Origin of the sequence: Flavobacterium bizetiae, assembly GCF_902804475.1 — a bacterium.
Classification (GTDB): domain Bacteria; phylum Bacteroidota; class Bacteroidia; order Flavobacteriales; family Flavobacteriaceae; genus Flavobacterium; species Flavobacterium bizetiae.
The window spans coordinates 30,940-49,506 of sequence record NZ_CADCSU010000132.1 but is presented as its reverse complement, the minus strand read 5'-3'; the positions used below and the strand labels follow the sequence as shown (position 1 = coordinate 49,506).

General features: G+C 34.4%; 14 protein-coding genes and 1 other RNA gene. 7 read left to right on the top strand and 8 right to left on the bottom strand.

All coding sequences use genetic code 11. The annotated features are described in order from the left end of the window. Positions 1-51 precede the first annotated feature (51 nt). The 3 genes from FLACOL7796_RS18460 to FLACOL7796_RS18450 form a co-directional block, all read right to left on the bottom strand. Entirely contained in the window at positions 52-1,077 is a 1,026-nt protein-coding gene (locus FLACOL7796_RS18460; protein WP_173972196.1) for a glycosyl hydrolase family 18 protein, read from the bottom strand. Between the two features lie 89 nt (positions 1,078-1,166). After that, positions 1,167-2,687, bottom strand: coding sequence for a SusD/RagB family nutrient-binding outer membrane lipoprotein (locus FLACOL7796_RS18455; protein WP_173972195.1), 1,521 nt, complete (start codon positions 2,685-2,687; stop codon positions 1,167-1,169). Between the two features lie 11 nt (positions 2,688-2,698). Beyond that, entirely contained in the window at positions 2,699-5,887 is a 3,189-nt protein-coding gene (locus tag FLACOL7796_RS18450) for a SusC/RagA family TonB-linked outer membrane protein (protein ID WP_173972194.1), read from the bottom strand. A 270-nt stretch (positions 5,888-6,157) separates the two neighbouring features. On the opposite strand from FLACOL7796_RS18450, the gene FLACOL7796_RS18445 reads away from it, so the two are divergent. The 3 genes from FLACOL7796_RS18445 (at position 6,158) to FLACOL7796_RS18435 (ending at position 9,547) form a co-directional block, all read left to right on the top strand. Next, positions 6,158-7,210, top strand: a complete 1,053-nt coding sequence (locus FLACOL7796_RS18445) for a sensor histidine kinase (protein ID WP_173972193.1) — start codon at positions 6,158-6,160, stop codon at positions 7,208-7,210. Then, positions 7,200-7,901: a LytR/AlgR family response regulator transcription factor gene (locus FLACOL7796_RS18440; protein WP_089481263.1), complete on the top strand. Its 702-nt coding sequence runs from the start codon at positions 7,200-7,202 to the stop codon at positions 7,899-7,901. Before FLACOL7796_RS18445 ends, FLACOL7796_RS18440 begins: the two co-directional genes overlap by 11 nt. Before the next feature lie 176 nt (positions 7,902-8,077). Beyond that, on the top strand, positions 8,078-9,547 hold the full coding sequence (locus FLACOL7796_RS18435) for an MFS transporter (protein WP_173972192.1): 1,470 nt from the start codon (positions 8,078-8,080) through the stop codon (positions 9,545-9,547). A 122-nt stretch (positions 9,548-9,669) separates the two neighbouring features. Here the strand turns inward: FLACOL7796_RS18435 and FLACOL7796_RS18430 are convergent, their stop codons facing one another. Further along, the gene (locus FLACOL7796_RS18430; RefSeq protein WP_173972191.1) at positions 9,670-10,167 is read right to left on the bottom strand and encodes a hypothetical protein; all 498 of its coding nucleotides are present in this window, start codon (positions 10,165-10,167) and stop codon (positions 9,670-9,672) included. A 90-nt stretch (positions 10,168-10,257) separates the two neighbouring features. Further along, a complete protein-coding gene (gene fsa, locus FLACOL7796_RS18425; protein WP_065449355.1) occupies positions 10,258-10,914 on the bottom strand; it encodes a fructose-6-phosphate aldolase in 657 nt (218 codons plus the stop codon). 282 nt (positions 10,915-11,196) lie between these two features. Here fsa and FLACOL7796_RS18420 point away from each other — a divergent pair, with 282 nt between their 5' ends. After that, complete coding sequence (locus FLACOL7796_RS18420) at positions 11,197-12,504, top strand: GAF domain-containing sensor histidine kinase (protein ID WP_173972190.1); 1,308 nt, start codon at positions 11,197-11,199, stop codon at positions 12,502-12,504. Positions 12,505-12,531: 27 nt separating this feature from the next. Here FLACOL7796_RS18420 and FLACOL7796_RS18415 read toward each other — a convergent pair whose 3' ends face one another. Both FLACOL7796_RS18415 and ffs read right to left on the bottom strand, forming a co-directional pair. Then, positions 12,532-13,335, bottom strand: coding sequence for an SDR family oxidoreductase (locus tag FLACOL7796_RS18415; RefSeq protein ID WP_173972189.1), 804 nt, complete (start codon positions 13,333-13,335; stop codon positions 12,532-12,534). A 275-nt stretch (positions 13,336-13,610) separates the two neighbouring features. After that, positions 13,611-13,708: signal recognition particle sRNA small type (gene ffs / locus FLACOL7796_RS18410), an RNA gene on the bottom strand. 88 nt (positions 13,709-13,796) lie between these two features. On the opposite strand from ffs, the gene FLACOL7796_RS18405 reads away from it, so the two are divergent. After that, entirely contained in the window at positions 13,797-14,849 is a 1,053-nt protein-coding gene (locus tag FLACOL7796_RS18405) for a glutaminyl-peptide cyclotransferase (protein WP_173972188.1), read from the top strand. A 92-nt stretch (positions 14,850-14,941) separates the two neighbouring features. Then, positions 14,942-16,177 carry an imidazolonepropionase gene (hutI, locus tag FLACOL7796_RS18400; RefSeq protein ID WP_173972187.1) on the top strand — a complete coding sequence of 412 codons (1,236 nt, stop codon included), beginning with the start codon at positions 14,942-14,944 and terminating at the stop codon, positions 16,175-16,177. Between the two features lie 299 nt (positions 16,178-16,476). Here hutI and FLACOL7796_RS18395 read toward each other — a convergent pair whose 3' ends face one another. Next, a complete protein-coding gene (locus FLACOL7796_RS18395) occupies positions 16,477-17,355 on the bottom strand; it encodes a hypothetical protein (protein ID WP_173972186.1) in 879 nt (292 codons plus the stop codon). A 98-nt stretch (positions 17,356-17,453) separates the two neighbouring features. Between FLACOL7796_RS18395 and FLACOL7796_RS18390 the strand changes: the two genes are divergently transcribed. Beyond that, on the top strand, positions 17,454-18,491 hold the full coding sequence (locus tag FLACOL7796_RS18390) for a formimidoylglutamase (protein ID WP_173972185.1): 1,038 nt from the start codon (positions 17,454-17,456) through the stop codon (positions 18,489-18,491). The last annotated feature ends 76 nt before the right edge of the window (positions 18,492-18,567 follow it).

The following is an 18,567-nucleotide window of genomic DNA, read 5'->3' as shown; positions in this document are numbered from 1 at the left end:
GTTAAAGTCTTATTAATTTTAAACAACATTTGTATTATTATTTTTTAAAATTTAGTTGCCGCACATTCCTGTAGTTTTTATTTTTAAGCTTGCATATTTTTTATGAATTAGATCTAATAAAGAATATTCGCCAAAAGAATCCTGAGCTATTTCCCAAATCATGATACCACCTGTATTTTGAGAAGCAAATTCTACCTTTTTAGAAATTGTCGATTTTCCGTTGTAATAGATTTTTCCCAATTCATCCTGATCTGCAAATTGAGTTCCTGCTATTATAATTTCATTATAAGTGGCACTGGTAACATCAGGATTGGTAAAATTATAACCGTAAAAAGGCACACCGAGCGTTAATTTATCACTTGGTACATTTTGAAGTTTATGCCAAAAATCAATTCCTTCTTTGGCAAACTCAAAAGAACTATGCTGTCCTGGTTTATTGGGAGACCACGGACCGGTACTGTCATAAGCCATGATATTGATAAAATCGAATGCATCTAATGCAGCCTGAGTTATATTTTCGAAACGGGAATTATTAGGCAAAGCTGCCGTTATTAATTTTTTACGATCTGCAAGACTCTTTTTTAATTCGATAACAAAGCCACTATATCCTGTAGTCACAGCATTCCATTCCAGATCTACATCTACTCCATCCAATTGATGCAATTCGACAAAATTGACGATGTTCTGTATAAAAGCAGGTCTGTTTTCTGGCTTATCTATCAAAAAGGACCAATTAGAAGCCTGTTCTTCTGATATTACTCCACCGGCAAGTGAAATACTAATTATAATTTTAGGATTAACCGCCTTTGCATATTTAATAAGTGCATCGAGATCGCCATTAAATAATAAATTTCCATTCTTATCCGGGTTTGCAAACGCGATATTGAGATGCGTTAATTGGCAAAACTGAATAGAATTCATTTTACTGAAATTATCCGAAGACAAATAACCTACAACTCTGGCTGTTTTAGTTTTTGAGTTTTCAGAATCAGATTGTTTTTCTGTTGAACAGCTGTATGCTGAAAATAGAGAACTTATAAAAAAAAGGATGCCTAATAAGGCTTTATTTTTTATCATAATTTTTAATTTAAACTTGTTGTTTTTAATTTTAATTAGAATGAAAATAACACCTTATTAGGCATAACTTTATATTTTGAGATTTTTTTTTAGTTTACATCCCACCAAACTTTACCAAACCAGTCATTCTTTCCTCCTAATCTAGCTAAAGCTTCCTGATAATTTTTTTCATTTTTTTGTAGCTCATCACTTGGATAGTACAAACGTGTTGGCACAATACCCCCCGTTCCTGAATCTGAATTTGTTATTGGTATTAAGTGAGGATATCCTGTTCTTCTCCAGTTCGAGTATCCTTCTATACTATTAAACAGGTAAGTAATCCAAATTTGTGTTCCAATTTGTTCTTTTTCTGTACCAGGCAATAAAGGTTTCGCATTTACATAAGCGTCGATGCTTGCCTGACTTGCAGGAGCCGCACCATAAATAGACAATTGTTTAATTCCTGCCTCAACACCTTTTTTGTAATATTCTGCAGCAGAACCTGAAACCCATCCTCTAAAAGCAGCTTCAGCTAGTAACAATTGGCTTTCTGAATAACTTACGTGCAGGAACGGAGTTGTTCTTAATTTTAAATAAGGCTGTATACCCGAAGCTGAATTTGATCCTCCGGAAAGTTCCCATCTAAACACTCCCGGTTTAACACCTTCGTACAATGTTTCTCCCGGCTGTAGTGGCGCTCCAGGAACTATACTACTACTGGTTTTAGGAGTAGCGATCATAGTCAATCTTGGATCTCCGTTATTTTTTAGATAATCTATTAGTAATGAACTAAAATGATCTCCCTGCTCATTTCCTATAAAACCATAAGACAATCCGTTTCCTCTATAGTCCAGTCTGGCTGGATCATCACTAAACGGAAAATCTAAGTGTTGCATAATACAGTTATCAGCATTGCTTTCGAAAACGCCATTTTGCAACGCCGCTTTTGCTTGTTTTTCTGCTTCAGCCGGGCTTACTTCAGAAATTCTCATCGCCGCACGCAAACGTATAGTGTTGGCTAATTTTTTCCATTTTGAAACATCTCCCTTATAAAACAAATCTCCTTTGATCAGATCTTTTCCAACATTTAATTGGTTATAAGCTTCTTCTAATTCTCTAAAAAATGAAGCATAAATATCTTGTTGCTTATCATATTTAGGTGTTACAATTCCTTTAGAAAAAGCCAGACCAGCTTCTGAATAAGGTACATCACCATAAATATCTGTTAATCGCTGTGCCACCATTACTTTCATAATTTTAGCAACTGCATTCATATTTACAGCCGAAGGATCTTTTCCGGTTACATCCAGAATATCAACAACACTTTTCATTTCGTGAGCATATACGTTTCTCCATAAAGCTACCGCATATTCCTCTGAATTATTAAATTTACCACCGTAGTTTGTTACTGCCCACGAACCAGAATAATGCTGCACAAAACCTCCGGCATAAATTAAATTGGTTCTATGCTGATAGTATCCGTCTCCAGACATACACAATTGGGTAAATGAAAGCTGACCTCCCGGATTGGCTGATAACGCCACAGGATCTTTTTCCAGTTCGTCAAAATTTTCTGTACAGCCAACTACCGTAAAAACTGCAAGCATGGCTATTATATATTTGATTTTCATAATCTACTTTTTTAGAATGTAATTTTAATATTAAAACCATACGATTGTCTTGATGGTAATGAACCATATTCAAAACCTTGTCCGTTTCCGGAAGTATACATAGACTCCGGATCAACGTTTGGTAAATCTTTATTGAATGTCAATAGATTTCTTCCGAATACAGAAACATAAATTGAATTTATTTTTGCTCCGCCAAAAACGCTTTTAGGTATATTGTACCCTAAACTTACCTCTCTTAATTTTACATATGAAGCATCATAAATAAATGGTGCCGGAGTAGCATCTGTAACATTTCTCCAGTATTCCTGAGGATCTACAGGTTTAGTGTTTTTTACATAAACAGGATTCTGAGCTGTTCCTGTATTTACCACTCCATTTGCTACATAACCGCCTGTAGGAACCCAATTATTGATGTCGAAATTAGGATCGTTTGCAGCAGCTTGAGTTCTTGCAGCGATATACGCATCTCTTCCTTCTGTAGTAATATCTAATAATCCTCTCATTGCAGCAACTGAATTTGTCATAGAATATACATCCATACCAAATTTCATATCTAATAAAAACTGAAGCGTGATTCCTTTATAAGTAAATCTATTGGTTAAACCCGCTGACCAATCCGGAACTCCTTTTCCTAAAACTACTTTATTATCTGTATATACAGGCATACCTTGTGCATTTACAATCATTTCTCCTGAAGGTGTTCTTTCAAAATCTCTTCCAATGATAGTACCGTATTTTCCGCCAACCTGAGCAACAATTGCTGCGTTAGCCCAACGAGCTTCAGAAATTGTGTACGTATTAATTTCAGGATGTAAAGAAAGAATTGAGTTTTTATTTCTAGAATAGTTTAAGTCAATTCCCCATTCAAAGTCCTTAGTTTTTATTGGTGAACCAGATAAAAAGATCTCAATACCTTCGTTACGCAATTCACCGGCATTTACAGAAAGATATTCATATCCTGATGTTGATGAAGAAGCTAAATCAAGTGTTTGATCAGATGTATCTTCACGATACACCGTTATATCAGCTTTTAATCTGTTTTTAAAGAAAGCTGTTTCTAAACCAAACTCGATTCCTTTTTTCGTTTGAAAAGTCAGGTTTGCATTTGGTGCCGATGTATTCTTAACATTTACCACACTTTGTCCGTCGTAAGAAGAATAAGTAGTATAGTTTAATGCATTTTTATAAGCGCCCGGAGCATTAGAAACTTTTGCCCATGAAGCTCTTAATTTTCCATAAGAAAAAGTATCTCCCTGAATGTTAAATGCATCCGAGAATACAAAACCTAATGAAGCTCCCGGATAGAAAGCATCTTTATTAATAACGCTAAACCAGTCATTTCTTCCTGTAAACTCAGCATACAGATACCCTTTATAATCCAGTTTTGCAGAACCGTAAACAGAATTTGTTCTTGTTCTTGTTTCTATTGGTGCATTTATTGTCTGCGTTGAAAAATTACTAATAAACTCTGTTCCCGGCTGAATAATATTGGTTCCCTCACTAGAATTTTCAGATCTTCTAAAATCTCTTCTGGTTGCTCCTAAAATTCCTGAAAAAGTCAAATCATTAGCTAATTTAATTCCGCTAAAAGTAGCAATGATATCCGTATTCATTTCAGAAACGGTGATATCACCTACTCTAAGATAACCAGTATCTCTTCCAGGCCATGTACTTCCAGGCACCATAAAATCTTTAGAATCAAAAATGTAAGTATCTAAACCAGTTCTAAAAGTCAGCGCAACCCATTTTTCTAGTTGATACGTTCCGGCAACATTCCCGGTAAAACGATTTTTCTTAGAAGTATTGTGGTTTGCATCTACAGTTAAATAAGGATTCAATTGATAAATATTATTATTCCATTTATAAACTTCTCCTGTCTCCGGATTTCCATAATTTTTCAACCACGCCTGATCAATATTTGGCGCCAGACCACTTAAAGAATACCCCACATTGTTTGGTGAATCACCCAATCCTGGTCTGTTATTTGTAGTCTCTACCATATAATTTACATTAGCATCTAAAGTAAATTTATCTGATTTTAATGTACCATTTAAACTGGCATTGTTTCTTTCTAAACCAGAATTAGGAACAACATCATCATTTTTAAGGTTATTAAATCCAAAACGAAGAAATGCATTTTCACTTCCTCCAGAAAGTGCAATTCCGTTTGTTGTTGTAACACCGGTCTTGAAAAAATCCTGAATATTATTTTCCACCCTTGCATAAGGTCGCATAGAACCGTCAAATATTTTTACTTGTGTTCCTACACTATTTGAAAATTTAGGTCCCCAGGCACTGGTCGTATATCCGTAAACTTCGCTAGGTGCTTTTGTCGGATCTGGCAAAACTCCATGACCTCCCGTACCATATTCAGTTTGAAAATCATCATATTTTGCATTTACACGGTCAAAACTAACACCACTCGTTAATTCTACTTGTAATTTCCCTTTACTTCCTTTTTTAGTTGTAATTAAAATTACCCCGTTTAACGCTCTTGAACCATATAAAGCTGACGCAGCTGCACCTTTTAATACAGTAAGACTTTCAATATCATTTGGGTTAAGACTTGAAATTCCGTCTCCGTTATCTCTTCCGTCAAACCATTTGCTGGCTCCGGCAGTGTCATTATTCAAACCTGAGTTATCAATAGGAACTCCATCAACAATATAAAGTGGCTGGTTACTCTCACCTATACTTGAAATTCCTCTAATAATAACTCTGGAGCTTCCTCCAACTCCTGTGGCAGGCATAGAAATATCAACACCGGCAATCTTACCTGAAAGTGCCGAAGCGACATTGGTTGTAATCACCTTATTAAGCTGATCACCTTTAATGTCCTGAACTGCATAACCCAATTCTTTTTTCTGTCTCTTGATACCTAATGCGGTAACAACAACTTCGTTTAAGTTTTGTGCATCTTCTGTGAGCACAACATTTACTGTAGCTGATTGTGTTACAGTAACTTTCTCAGTTTTGATTCCGATAAACGAAAAAACAAGCACATCTCCTGCAGATGCTTGTATCGTAAATTTTCCATCATAATCAGACTGGGTTGCGGTTTTCGTACCCTGAATAATAATACTTACTCCAGGCAGCGGCAATCCGTTTTGATCGCTAACTAAGCCTTTGACTGTTTTTACCTGAGCAAGCGAGAGCTGCGCCGTAAATACAATCATAAAGATTAACATAATTTTTTTCATTTTAACATGGTTTTGTTGGTTAAGCGGTAAATTTATTGTTAAAATTAACATAAATAAAACATTTTAAACATACGGCACAAAACCTTAAACGAACGACACAAAACAATCAACAATATGTTTTACGAAAACGATATACCACACAAATAATATAAAATATGTCTTTTTTTATAAAATTTTATTCAAAAGAATTGCGTTTTACCCAGTAATTGTTTAAAGTTGCACAATATTTCCAGGATACCAAACAACCAAATCTAAATCCCCAAATTAAAGTTGACCGAAATTCAAAAATTAAAATTTGATATTAAGCTCAAGAATCACGTATGGTTCTGGGGTAGCTATTTCACTCTTAATTTTTTACGATGGGGAGCTTACTTTAATGACTATCCTTATTCGTTTAAATCTAACCTAATCGAATTCTCTTTACACATCCCTTTAGTGTATTTTAATCTTTTTGTTTTAGTACCAAAATATGTATTGAAACAAAAATACATTACCTATACCCTCGCATTAATAACAAGTCTTTTTGGAATCTATCTGTTAAAAACGGTTTTAACCTATTATATTATATCCGAAAACATCTGGCCTGAAGCCAATAGAGAATATCATCCTTTTGATATTAATCATATCCTGGCAGTTTGTATTGGCGAATTGTACGTTCTAGCGATGGCTTCATCGGTTTACCTGACCTTAACCTGGTTGAGAGAACGTGAAAGAAACAGGTCATTAAGAGAAAACCAGTTTAAAATCAAATTAAAGTACCTTGAAAATCAAATTCAGCCGCATTTCTTTTTCAATACCTTAAATAATTTATATGCTTTGTCATTAGAATCTTCAGATAAGGTTCCGGATGTTATTATAAAACTATCAAATTTGATGGAATATGTTTTATATGATGTAAAAGGCACCAAATTTGTTCCATTAATTAAAGAAATTGATTACATTCAAAATTATATCGAAATCGAGAAGTTACGCTTTGAGAATGTAGAAGTTACGGTTAATCTCGAATCGAATATCGAAGATATTATTGTGCCTCCGCTAATATTCATTTCATTGGTCGAAAACGCCTTTAAACACGGGGGAATCAACAATAATAACTTAAAAATTAAGATCAATTGTAAAGTTATCGACAATAAAATGTTAGACTTTGAAATCTTAAATAATTTTGTAAATTCACAAAATCTAAATGCTAAAGGCGGAATTGGTTTAGTGAACACAAAAAAAAGATTAAAATTAATTTACAAAAACAATTTCACTTTAAAACATACAACGAAATTAAATTACTATATAATTCGTTTGCAAATACCTATTGAAAATGAAGATTAAATGCGTGTTGATTGACGATGAGCCATTAGCGATCAAAGTCCTGCAAAATTATTTTACAAATTTTACAGATTTTGAAGTCATTGGCACATTCAATAATTCTTTAGAAGCGCTCGATTTTATAAACAGTACTACTGTCGATGCCGTGTTTCTTGACATCAACATGCCAATGATGACAGGATTTGAGCTCATTAGCTTAATCGAAAACAAAACCAAAGTTATCATCACCACAGCTTTTAGGGAGTTTGCCGCAGAAAGCTATGATCTTGATGTTTTAGATTATTTAGTAAAACCCATTCCGTTACCACGTTTTATAAAATGCATTAATAAAATCACCACCGAATACAATCTAAAAAACAATATTAAAGTCGAAACCACAAAAGGCGATTCGCATATTTTTATCAAAGTCGATAAAAAAATGATGAAGATTAATATTGAAGAAATTTTGTTTGTAGAAGGAATGAAGGAATACATCAAAGTTGTTACCCCTGATAAGACTTATATTACCCATAAATCACTTACATCTTTGTCAGAAGAATTGCCTGCTGATCGCTTCCTGCGCATCCATAAATCTTACGTAATTGCGCTAAATAAGGTAAAATCTATCGAAGGAAACCGTATTCAGATACAATCTTACACCATTCCGATAGGCAGAAATTACAGCAAAGAGGTCAAAAACAAAATTTTAGAATAAACTTTAACTTTTAAATTCATTTTCTAAGTAGGTAAAAATTAACACATTGTTGAAAAAATGAGGCCGTTGGTTTAAATTTAACATTATTTGTGCCTTTTTATTTTTTTTTGATATACTTAACAAATATATTTACGGTCTTCAAAAAACAATAAAATAAAAAATTAACCTCTTAAATTATGAGTTCAGAAAATGTTCAAACCAAATGGGGACAGTTTATCTCGTTGATAATTGTTTTCTTCTTTTGGGGTTTTGTTGGTTCAGCCAATGATATCCTGATTCCCGTATTCAAAAAAGTATTTACTTTATCTCAGGTTCAGTCACAACTAGTAGCTTGGGCGTTTTATGCCGCGTACTTCGTAGGATCAATGATTTTCTTCTTAGTATCTTTAAAATTAGATGTTTTACAAAAATTCGGATATAAAAAAACCCTTTCTGCAGGTTTACTTCTTTCAGCAGTTGGATCATTTTTATTCATTCCTGCTGCAACAATGGAAAGTTTTCCATTTTTCTTAACCGCTTTATTTACTGTAGGTTTAGGATTCTCAATCCAGCAAATTGTAGCTAATCCATTGGCAATTAAAATGGGAAGCCCTGCAACAGGAGCTCACCGTTTGACATTAGCTGGAGGTATTAACTCTTTCGGAACTACAATTGGAGCAATTTTATTAGGAATCGCTTTATTCGGAATGGGTGACAACAAAAACACATCACTTTCATTAGAAGATATCAAATTACCTTTCGTTATTCTTGGTCTTGCATTTATTGCTGTGGCCGTTTTCATGAACTTCTCTAAAATCGAAGATCCTGCAAAAGAAGAGGAAGAAGTGGTTAAAGTAGCACACGAAAAATTCAACATTTCAGATTATCCACAACTATATTTAGGAATGTTAGGAATCTTCATTTACGTTGGTACAGAGGTAACTATCATTAGTAACTTACCTGCTTTATTACACACTGCCGAGTTTGGTAATGTTCTTGAAGATGCCATTGCACCATTTATTGCCCTTTATTGGGGAAGTTTAATGATTGGTCGTTGGAATGGTGGAGTTAACGTTTTCAACACTTCAAACTTAGTAAACACAGCATTAAAATTCATCGTTCCTGCAGTTGCATTTGGAGTAATTATCGGAGCTAACATTTTTGCTGCTCACGACGTTTCTGCATTCTATATCTACCCAATCTGGATCTTATTATTTATCGCTGTAAGTTTTGTAGGTGGTAAAAACGCCGGAAAAACTTTAATGCTTTTCGGAATATCAGGATTATTAATGATGGTAGCAGGATTAGTATGGCCAGATCCATCAATTGCTAAATTCTTCTTTATCTCAGGAGGTTTATTCTTATCAATCATGTGGCCATCGATTTTCGATTTAGCTATTGCAGGATTAGGAAAAAACACCGGAAAAGCATCTTCATTCCTTATTATGATGATTTTAGGAGGAGGAGTTATTCCATTAATTCAAGGAAGTATCTGCGATATTGACCTTACAAGCCCAGGAGGAATCTTCGGAATCACCTGGACTCACTTCTCTTACATCGTTCCACTTCTTGGATTTGCTTATTTAGGATTCTACGGTTTCTATTGCCCTAAAATCTTAAAAAGACAAGGAATCAACCACGTAGAAGGTGGCGGAGGAGGTCACTAAGCCAAAACATACAAAATAAAAAATCCCAAATTCCAATCCACAAAATTAGAATTTGGGATTTTTTTTATGCTCTAAAAAAAACATAAGCCCAACAACCTTTGCCCCTCTGAACCTCTGAACCTTTATTTGGCATTAATAACATTACTCAGATTCTGCTTAAAAACAGCCTTATTCTTCGCCGATAATGTATAAACAACATCTTTATCAGCATGAACAATAACCTTATCTATATTCGCCTCCAAAAGCGCTTTAGGATCTTTAATCTTCAAGGTACACGCACCATCAAAAAAGCCATCATCTTCAATAATCTTTTTAGCCTCGATAATCGTTCCGTCCGTTAATACCGCCGAGATAGTCATCGTTTTATTCAGCGTTTTCGAATAAAACCCATCCATAACCAACAACAATCGGTACGAATTTTTCAATTCCGGACCTTTAAATTCGTGCCTCGTAATATTATAGCGCAATCCTTTTGCAAGACTCTGAAACTGCACCGAACAATCCAGTTCAAAACTCGCCACATCTCCTGCCTCACTGACCTCCTTTTTTATTTTAGCAGCCTGAGCATTTACAGATAAACCAACGAACAAAAACACAAAAATCAAGATCACTTTTTTCATATGTATTTCTTTTTGAGACACATAAAAGTAAAAAAAAATCGCCACCCTTTTTACAAGGATGACGATTTTTAAACTATAAAGATCTGATTCTTATTTATTTCCTTTTTCAAAATCAGCTACAAATTGTGCTAATCCAATATCAGTTAATGGGTGTTTCAACAATCCGTAAATTGCAGAAAGAGGTCCAGTCATAACATCAGCACCAATTTTAGCACAATTTACAATATGCATTGTATGACGTACAGAAGCTGCCAAAATTTGTGTCTCGTAACCGTAGTTATCATAAATCTCTCTGATTTCCTGAATTAAGTTCAAACCATCAGTCGAAACATCATCCAAACGACCAATAAAAGGAGAAACATAAGTAGCTCCGGCTTTTGCAGCCAATAAAGCCTGACCTGCAGAAAACACAAGAGTTACATTCGTTTTAATTCCTTTATCAGAAAAATATTTTGCAGCCATTACACCCTCTTTAGTCATCGGTAATTTAACTACAATCTGATCATGTAATTCAGCCAATTCTTCACCTTCTTTGATCATTCCATCATAATCCAGCGCATTAACTTCAGCACTTACGTCACCTTCAACAAGATTGCAGATATCTACATAATGCTTCAAAATATTGTTTTTTCCAGTGATTCCTTCCTTTGCCATCAACGATGGGTTAGTAGTTACACCATCCAAAACACCTAAAGCCTGTGCCTCTTTAATCTGAGCTAAATTAGCTGTGTCAATAAAAAATTTCATAATTATATCTATTTAATTGTGTTCCTTTTTTGGGCGTGTCCCTCCGGGTCTCCCGATAGCTATCGGGATTCGGCTTTATCTTTTGTTCCGTTTCACTTCACAAAAGGATACCGCCTCTATCCTTCACGCAAAATTCCGTGCAAAATTACAATTTATAATTTCCATAAGGTAAAAAACTAAAAAAAATAATTCCTAATCATCAAAACCAAACAACATAGAACAAGAAACAAAAAGCTAATTTTATTTTTGTATTTTTAAAAAATAAAAAAACACCCCATAAAAGTGCTAGAAGATCATTTTAAACAAGATATTCTTAATATCGAAAAAATATCAATTGTCCCTACATTACTCAACGTAATTTGCCAAACCACAGGAATGGGTTTTGCAGCTGTAGCAAGAGTTACAGACGATCGATGGATTACGTGCAGCGTACAGGACAATGTTCTTTTTGGCCTAAAACCAGGCGACGAGTTACAAATTAAAACCACAATTTGCGACGATATACGAAAAAACCTGAGACCCGTAATTATCGACAATGTTAGCGAAGATCCCGAATATCACAATCATCATACGCCAGCAATGTACAAACTTCAGAGTTATATTTCTGTTCCAATAATGCGTAAAGACGGGACTTTTTTTGGCACATTATGCGCTATCGATCCAAAACCAAACAGCCTGAAAGAATTTAAAGTAAGCGAAATGTTCAAATTATTCGCTGATTTAATTTCATTTCACCTTACGGCAGTCGAGCAGGAAGATGAAAATAATACAATCCTGAAAGAGAAAAATCAGATAATAGCAAAAACCGAAGGCGAGAAAAAAAAGATCGAAAGACTAAACTCAGATATCGAGAAAAAGTTAATTCAAAAAAACATTTCGCTCGAAAAAATGAACAGTGAACTCGAAGCTTTCAATTACATTTCAAGTCACGATTTGCAAGAACCATTGCGTAAAATTCAGCTTTTTACCGATACTATTGAGCGCGAAGAAATCAATAATTTATCCGAAAAAGGCAAAACAGCGTTTCATAAAATTCGTACTTCAGCCTTTAGAATGCAGAATTTAATAAATGATCTACTCCTCTATTCTAAAACCAAATTTGACGATCGAAAATTTGAAATAAAAGATCTGAACAATATCGCCAAAGATGTAATTGACGATCTCACCGGAGAATTAGAAATCAAAAATGTAACCTTCGACATACAAGAATTAGGAAAACTATCTGTAATCGAATTTCAATTCAGGCAATTATTATACAACCTGATCAGTAATGCATTAAAATTCGCAAGCCCAGATAGAGATTTAATCATAACCGTTTCTGCAGCAATAACAAACGGAGAATTCGAAAAACTATCACCACTGACCAAATACCACAAAATAACCATTGCCGACAACGGCATTGGATTTGACCAATCGTATAGCGAAAAAATATTTGGATTATTTCAGGCCTTACACACCAAACCGTCAAAAAGTACCGGAATTGGCCTTACCATAGTAAAACGAATTGTAGAAAACCACAAAGGATTTATAAGAGCAGAAGGAGTATTAAACGAAGGAGCAAAATTCGAAATATTTATTCCTGTAAAATAATTTCAAATTTTGCTCCCGTATTTTTTTTTATAGCTTATAATGATTCATCAGCATTTTTTCGTAGACTTTATCCGGTAATGCGCGTTTTAAAACAATCGAAAACTTCTGCATAAAAGCCCCTACTTTATAATGAACATTTGGCTTTTTTTGCTGCATAATTCTATAAATTGCTTCCGCCATTTCATTAGGATTACTTCCCGCATCAACATGTTCATTCATCGTTGCCAGATTTTCTCCGTACACTTTTGCATAAGGCGAACCCTCTACAACCGGCGCATGATAACGCCCTGAAGCAATATTTGTAGCAAAATCACCTGGTGCAACACTTGTTATTTCAACTCCAAACGACTTTACTTCCATACGCAAAGCCTCAGTAATTAATTCTAAAGCCCCTTTAGATGCCGAATATACGCTGCGATATGGCAATCCCATATATCCTGCTATAGAAGTAATATTAATAATTAAGCCAGATTTCTGTTCACGCATTTGTGGCAATACCGCTTTCATCACTTCAATAGGTCCAAAAAAATTGGTCTCAAAATTATTTCTGATTTCTTCGGTCGGAATTTCTTCAAGAGGCCCTGTAATTCCAACACCAGCATTATTAATTACCACATCTAATCGACCTGAATTCGCAATAATTTTAGATACCGCCACCTTTATAGAATCGGCATTACGAACATCTAAAGCCACCAACGGAAAAACCGAATTTAAAACTTTCTCAGGATTTCTGCTCGTTCCGTACACGACAAAACCTTTTTTTTGTAAAAATTCTCCAATTGATTTTCCAATCCCTGAGGATCCTCCGGTAATTAAAACGACTTTATTCATTTTGAAAAGTTATGAGTTTTGAGTTATAAGTTATGAGAGATCACTTTTTTTTACCGCAGAGCCCACAAAGCTTTGCGAACTTTGCCTTTTCACAAAAAACTAAGAGTAAAAAAACTTAGCGTTCTTTGCGGTTAACTTTTTTTATCCCTCCACAGTTTTAGGATTACTCCAATAACTTTTAACTTACGAAGCACCAAAAATAAAAAAATCCTCCATAAGGAAGACCACTTTTAAATTAATTCTAAAAAAAAATCCCGAAAGAACGGGATAAAAAAAAATGGCAAGCGACCTACATCGCACCGCTCAACCACGTACCCTTGCTATGTTCCCATCCTGGGGGAGTCTGCAGGAGCTGGTCGTGTAGGACTTGCCGGTGCAAATATACAATCTTTTTATATTTTTGCAAGACCTTTGTTGCTATAAAAATATCGTTGTATATTGGCTTATTCAAATTTTAAACTATGAAAAAATATAACTTCCTAACTGTCATTTTATTAGGAATCACATTAATTGGATGTGGAGATAAAAATAAAGGTGAAAATTCTTTATTTAATATTGATGATTCTGCTTTTCCGGCTCATTTTACCCAAAAAGAAGCGCTTTCTGTTGGAATTTTGAACCCAAAATCGAAAGAAATCGACAGCATTGTTTACTTTGTTAATGATAAAAAAGTGGGAAGCACAAAAGGAGCTTCCAAATTTAATTTTCCTTTAAAAGATCAAAAATTAGGATACCAATACATAAAAGCAACCGTTTATTTTGGATCAAACTCTTCTGATGCGACCAAACGAATCGAATTAGTATCTGATGTCGAAGCAAAAGCTTTAAAATATAAAATCGTAAATACATATGCTCACGACACAAAATCTTTTACTGAAGGTTTAGAGTTCTACAAAGACACTTTGTACGAAAGTACAGGACAGGAAGGCGCATCATACATCAGAAAATACGATTACAAAACAGGTAAAATTTACAAACAAGTAGATCTTGAGAAAAAATATTTTGGTGAAGGAATTACCTTTATCAATGGTAAATTATTCCAGTTAACCTGGCAAAACAAAACAGGTTTTATCTATGATGCTAATACCTTAAAACAAGAAAAAACTTTTGCCTACGATAAAGATATCGAAGGCTGGGGAATGACAAATGACGGAAAATACATTTACCAAACAGATAAAACAGAGAAAATCTGGAAAATGGATCCTGCAACTCAAAAAATGGTAGATTATATCAATGTATATTCTGGAACTTCGAAGATCAAAGCCATCAACGAATTAGAATGGATTAACGGAAAAATCTATACGAATGTTTGGTTCAAAGACGCAATTGCAGTGGTAAACCCAACATCTGGAGCTGTTGAAGGAATTCTGGATATGTCAGGTTTACGTAAATTTATGCCAGATGTAACTAAAGATGATGTTTTAAACGGAATCGCGTACAACCCAAAAACGAAAACTATTTTTGTAACTGGTAAAAACTGGAGCAAAATGTTCGAAATAACGGTTTCAGAATAGAAAAACAAAAAAAATAAAAACACGAATTTCACAGATTTCACGGATTAGTTCGTGATAATTTGTGAAATTTGTGTTTTATAACACTATCAACAATGACAACATTAATTACCAACATACAAGAACTGCTTCAGGTTCGCGAAACTTCAATTGCTAAAGTTTCAGGTGCTGAAATGGCTATTCTTCCCACCATCAAAAATGCTTTTTTAATTTTAAAAGACGATTTGATTCATGATTTTGGATCAATGGATAATCTTCCTGAAATCAACGCCGATACAATTATCGATGCAACGGGCAAAGTTATTTTGCCATCGTGGTGCGACAGTCATACACATATTGTATATGCGGGAAATCGCGAACAGGAATTTGTAGACCGCATCAACGGATTTACTTATGAAGAAATTGCCAATCGCGGTGGTGGAATTTTAAATTCGGCTAAAAAACTCAACGAAACTTCAGAAGAAGAAATCTACGAACAATCGAAAGTTCGCCTGGAAGAAGTGATGCATTTAGGAACCGGAGCTGTAGAAATAAAATCTGGTTACGGTTTAACCATAGAAGGCGAACTGAAAATGCTTCGCGTAATTAAAAAATTGGCCGAAAATTATCCGATTGCTGTAAAAGCTACTTTTCTGGGTGCACATGCCTTTCCTGTAGATTACAAAGACAATAAAGCAGGTTATATCGACGAAATCATCACTAAAATGTTACCTGAAATTGCCCAAAACAAATTAGCTGATTATGTTGATATCTTCTGCGAAACAGGTTATTTTTCTGTAGAAGAAACAGAAAAAATTATGCAGGCAGGAATAGAATTTGGCTTAAAGCCAAAAATTCACGTGAATCAGTTTAATTCTATTGGAGGAATACAAGCCGGAATTAAATTTAAAGCCCTTTCTGTCGATCATCTTGAAATTATGAACCCGGAAGACATCGAAGCTTTAAAAAACACGGAAACAATGCCTGTAGCATTACCATCCTGTTCTTATTTTTTAAGTATTCCGTATACGCCTGCGCGCGAAATGATAAAAGCCGGACTTCCATTGGCATTAGCCACAGATTTTAATCCAGGTTCTACTCCATCCGGAAATATGAATTTTGTGGTGGCGACTGCATGTATCAAAATGAAAATGACTCCTGAAGAAGCCATTAATGCCGCAACGATAAACGGCGCATACGCAATGGGAATCTCTGAAACCCACGGAAGTATCACCAAGGGCAAAAAAGCCAATTTAATCCTTACCAAACCGATTTCATCCTATTACCAGATTCCATACGCTTTTGGGAGTAATTTAATAGAAAGTGTGTTTCTAAACGGAGAAATTTTCTAAAAGAAATTTTCTTTTACGTAATGAGGAATTGAGAATCTGCAATTTGTGCCATTAGGCACTAAATATTGGTAGAAATATAGTTTCGGCATACCTTAGCGTGCCGTAGGTACGCAATAAATTTTAGCTATTGCCGTACCTACGGCACGCTAAATTCATTGTACCATTTCTGTTTTCTACCAATATTTAATGCCTGACGGCATATTTTATCAACTGCTGATCGAATTATGCCATAAAAAAAGGTCTGTGAAACTCACAGACCTTTAATATTTTAGTGGTATTATTACCTAAGCGACGTTGTATTATCTTAAGTTAAAACTAGTTTTAGAAACTAATTCATCATTATCATAAACATTGATAAAATAAGCTCCTTTAGCGAAATCTTTACCTGGTAAATCTTCTACAACATTTACAGTTTTATTTTCATACTTTACAGTAGTTTTAAAACTATAAGTCAAAGTGTTTTCACCAAAGTTTTCTGTTTTCTTTTCACCTAAAACATTGTTTTTAGAATCGATAACTTGTACATAATACGTTTTGTCTCCTGACTTAGCAATTTGGTTTTCAGCAATAGTAAAACTAATTTTTAAAACGTCAGCACGACTTGCTTTGTCTGTTTCAATTTGTTTACCAGAGCTTCTTAATTTGTAAGCAGCAGTCTTAGTATTCAAAATTGATAACTTAGCACCTTTTTCAACAGTTTTAGCCAATTCTTCGTTTTGACCAACTAATACTTCATTATATTTCTTAGACTCACCTAAAACTACAATTGTACTATCTCTTTGAGTTGTTAAAACACCATTTTGCTTTTTCAATTCGTCGTTTTCAGCAACTAAAGTTTTCATTTTACCTTGCATTGCCTGAACTTGAGATCTAAATTTAGATACATCACCTTTTGATTTATTCAAATCATCCATCAAAGCCACTACTTTATCTCTTTCCTGAATCAATTCATCAGACATAGAAGTATTTTCAGCGATTGCAGCATCATAAGTTGTTTTTAGCTCTTGCAGATCTTTCATAACAGATTCTTTCTCTGTTAAAGTTGTTGTAAGTTCCGTCTTAACTACATCTGTATCAGATGATAATTTAAAAATATACACTAAGCTACCAATTAGTAGGACTGCTAAAACTGCGATTACCGCTTTTAGACTTGAGTTGTTGTTCTTTGGGTTTTCCATATTTAAAATAATTTTCTTTAAAACAAATTTAAGAATTAATATAAGGTTATAACGTAAGTTACTACAATTATATTATTTTTGGAAAATAAATTTTTTTCATGGAGAAATTAGTCCCGTTTACTATTAATGATTTAGCAAAAGTTACAAATCATCGAAGTGGTGAAATAAAATTTGGAGAAAAGATGATTATCATTCCTAAAGGAGTTGATAAAATTACTTTTCTAAAAGAAAGCGAAGCTAAATATGTATTACTCGGAATTCCGGAGGATATTGGTGTGCGCGCCAATTACGGCAGACCCGGTGCAGCATCGGCATGGGAAAGCGCCATAAAGAGTATTGCCAACATACAACACAATCGTTTTTCTAAAGGAAGCCAGATTATTGTTTTAGGACATATTAATGTTGCCGAAGAAATGCGTGAGGTCGAAAATCTGGATTTTAATGATATCGACGACAGATCAAAATTAAGTCAGTTAGTTGAAAAAGTTGATAAAGAGGTTTCGCATATTATCTTTACGATCATCAAAGCAGGAAAAACTCCTATTATCATAGGCGGAGGTCATAATAATGCTTACGGAAATATAAAAGGTTCGGCTTTAGCCAAAGGAAAACCTATAAATGCCATAAATTTTGATGCCCATTCTGATTTCAGGATTCTGGAAGGCCGTCATAGCGGAAACGGATTTTCTTATGCTTACGAAGAAGGTTTCCTGAAAAAATATTTCATCTTTGGTTTACACGAAAACTATACATCCAAAAGTGTTTTAGACATTATCAAAAAATTAGAAGACCGCGTTCGTTACAATACTTACGACAGTGTAAACATTCGTAAAGAAAAAGACTTTGACAGAGAAATGGCTTTAGCATTAGAATTTATAAAAACCGATTCTTTTGGTATTGAAATTGATCTGGATGCGATTCCTAATATTGCCAGCAGCGCTATGACAATAAGCGGGTTTTCGGTAGAAGAATTACGTCAGTTCATTTCCTTTTTCGGACAAAATAAAAACGCTACTTATTTGCATATTTGCGAAGGCGCACCAGATTTAGCGGATTCTCCTAACAATAATTTAATTGGAAAATTGATTGGTTATTTAGTAACTGATTTCATTAAAGCCAATAACGAAAAAGAGTAATTTACCGGAAGATGACGTACTGAAAACGAGTTCATTTGCCAAATAAAACAAGAATCAAATAAACGATTGATCGAAT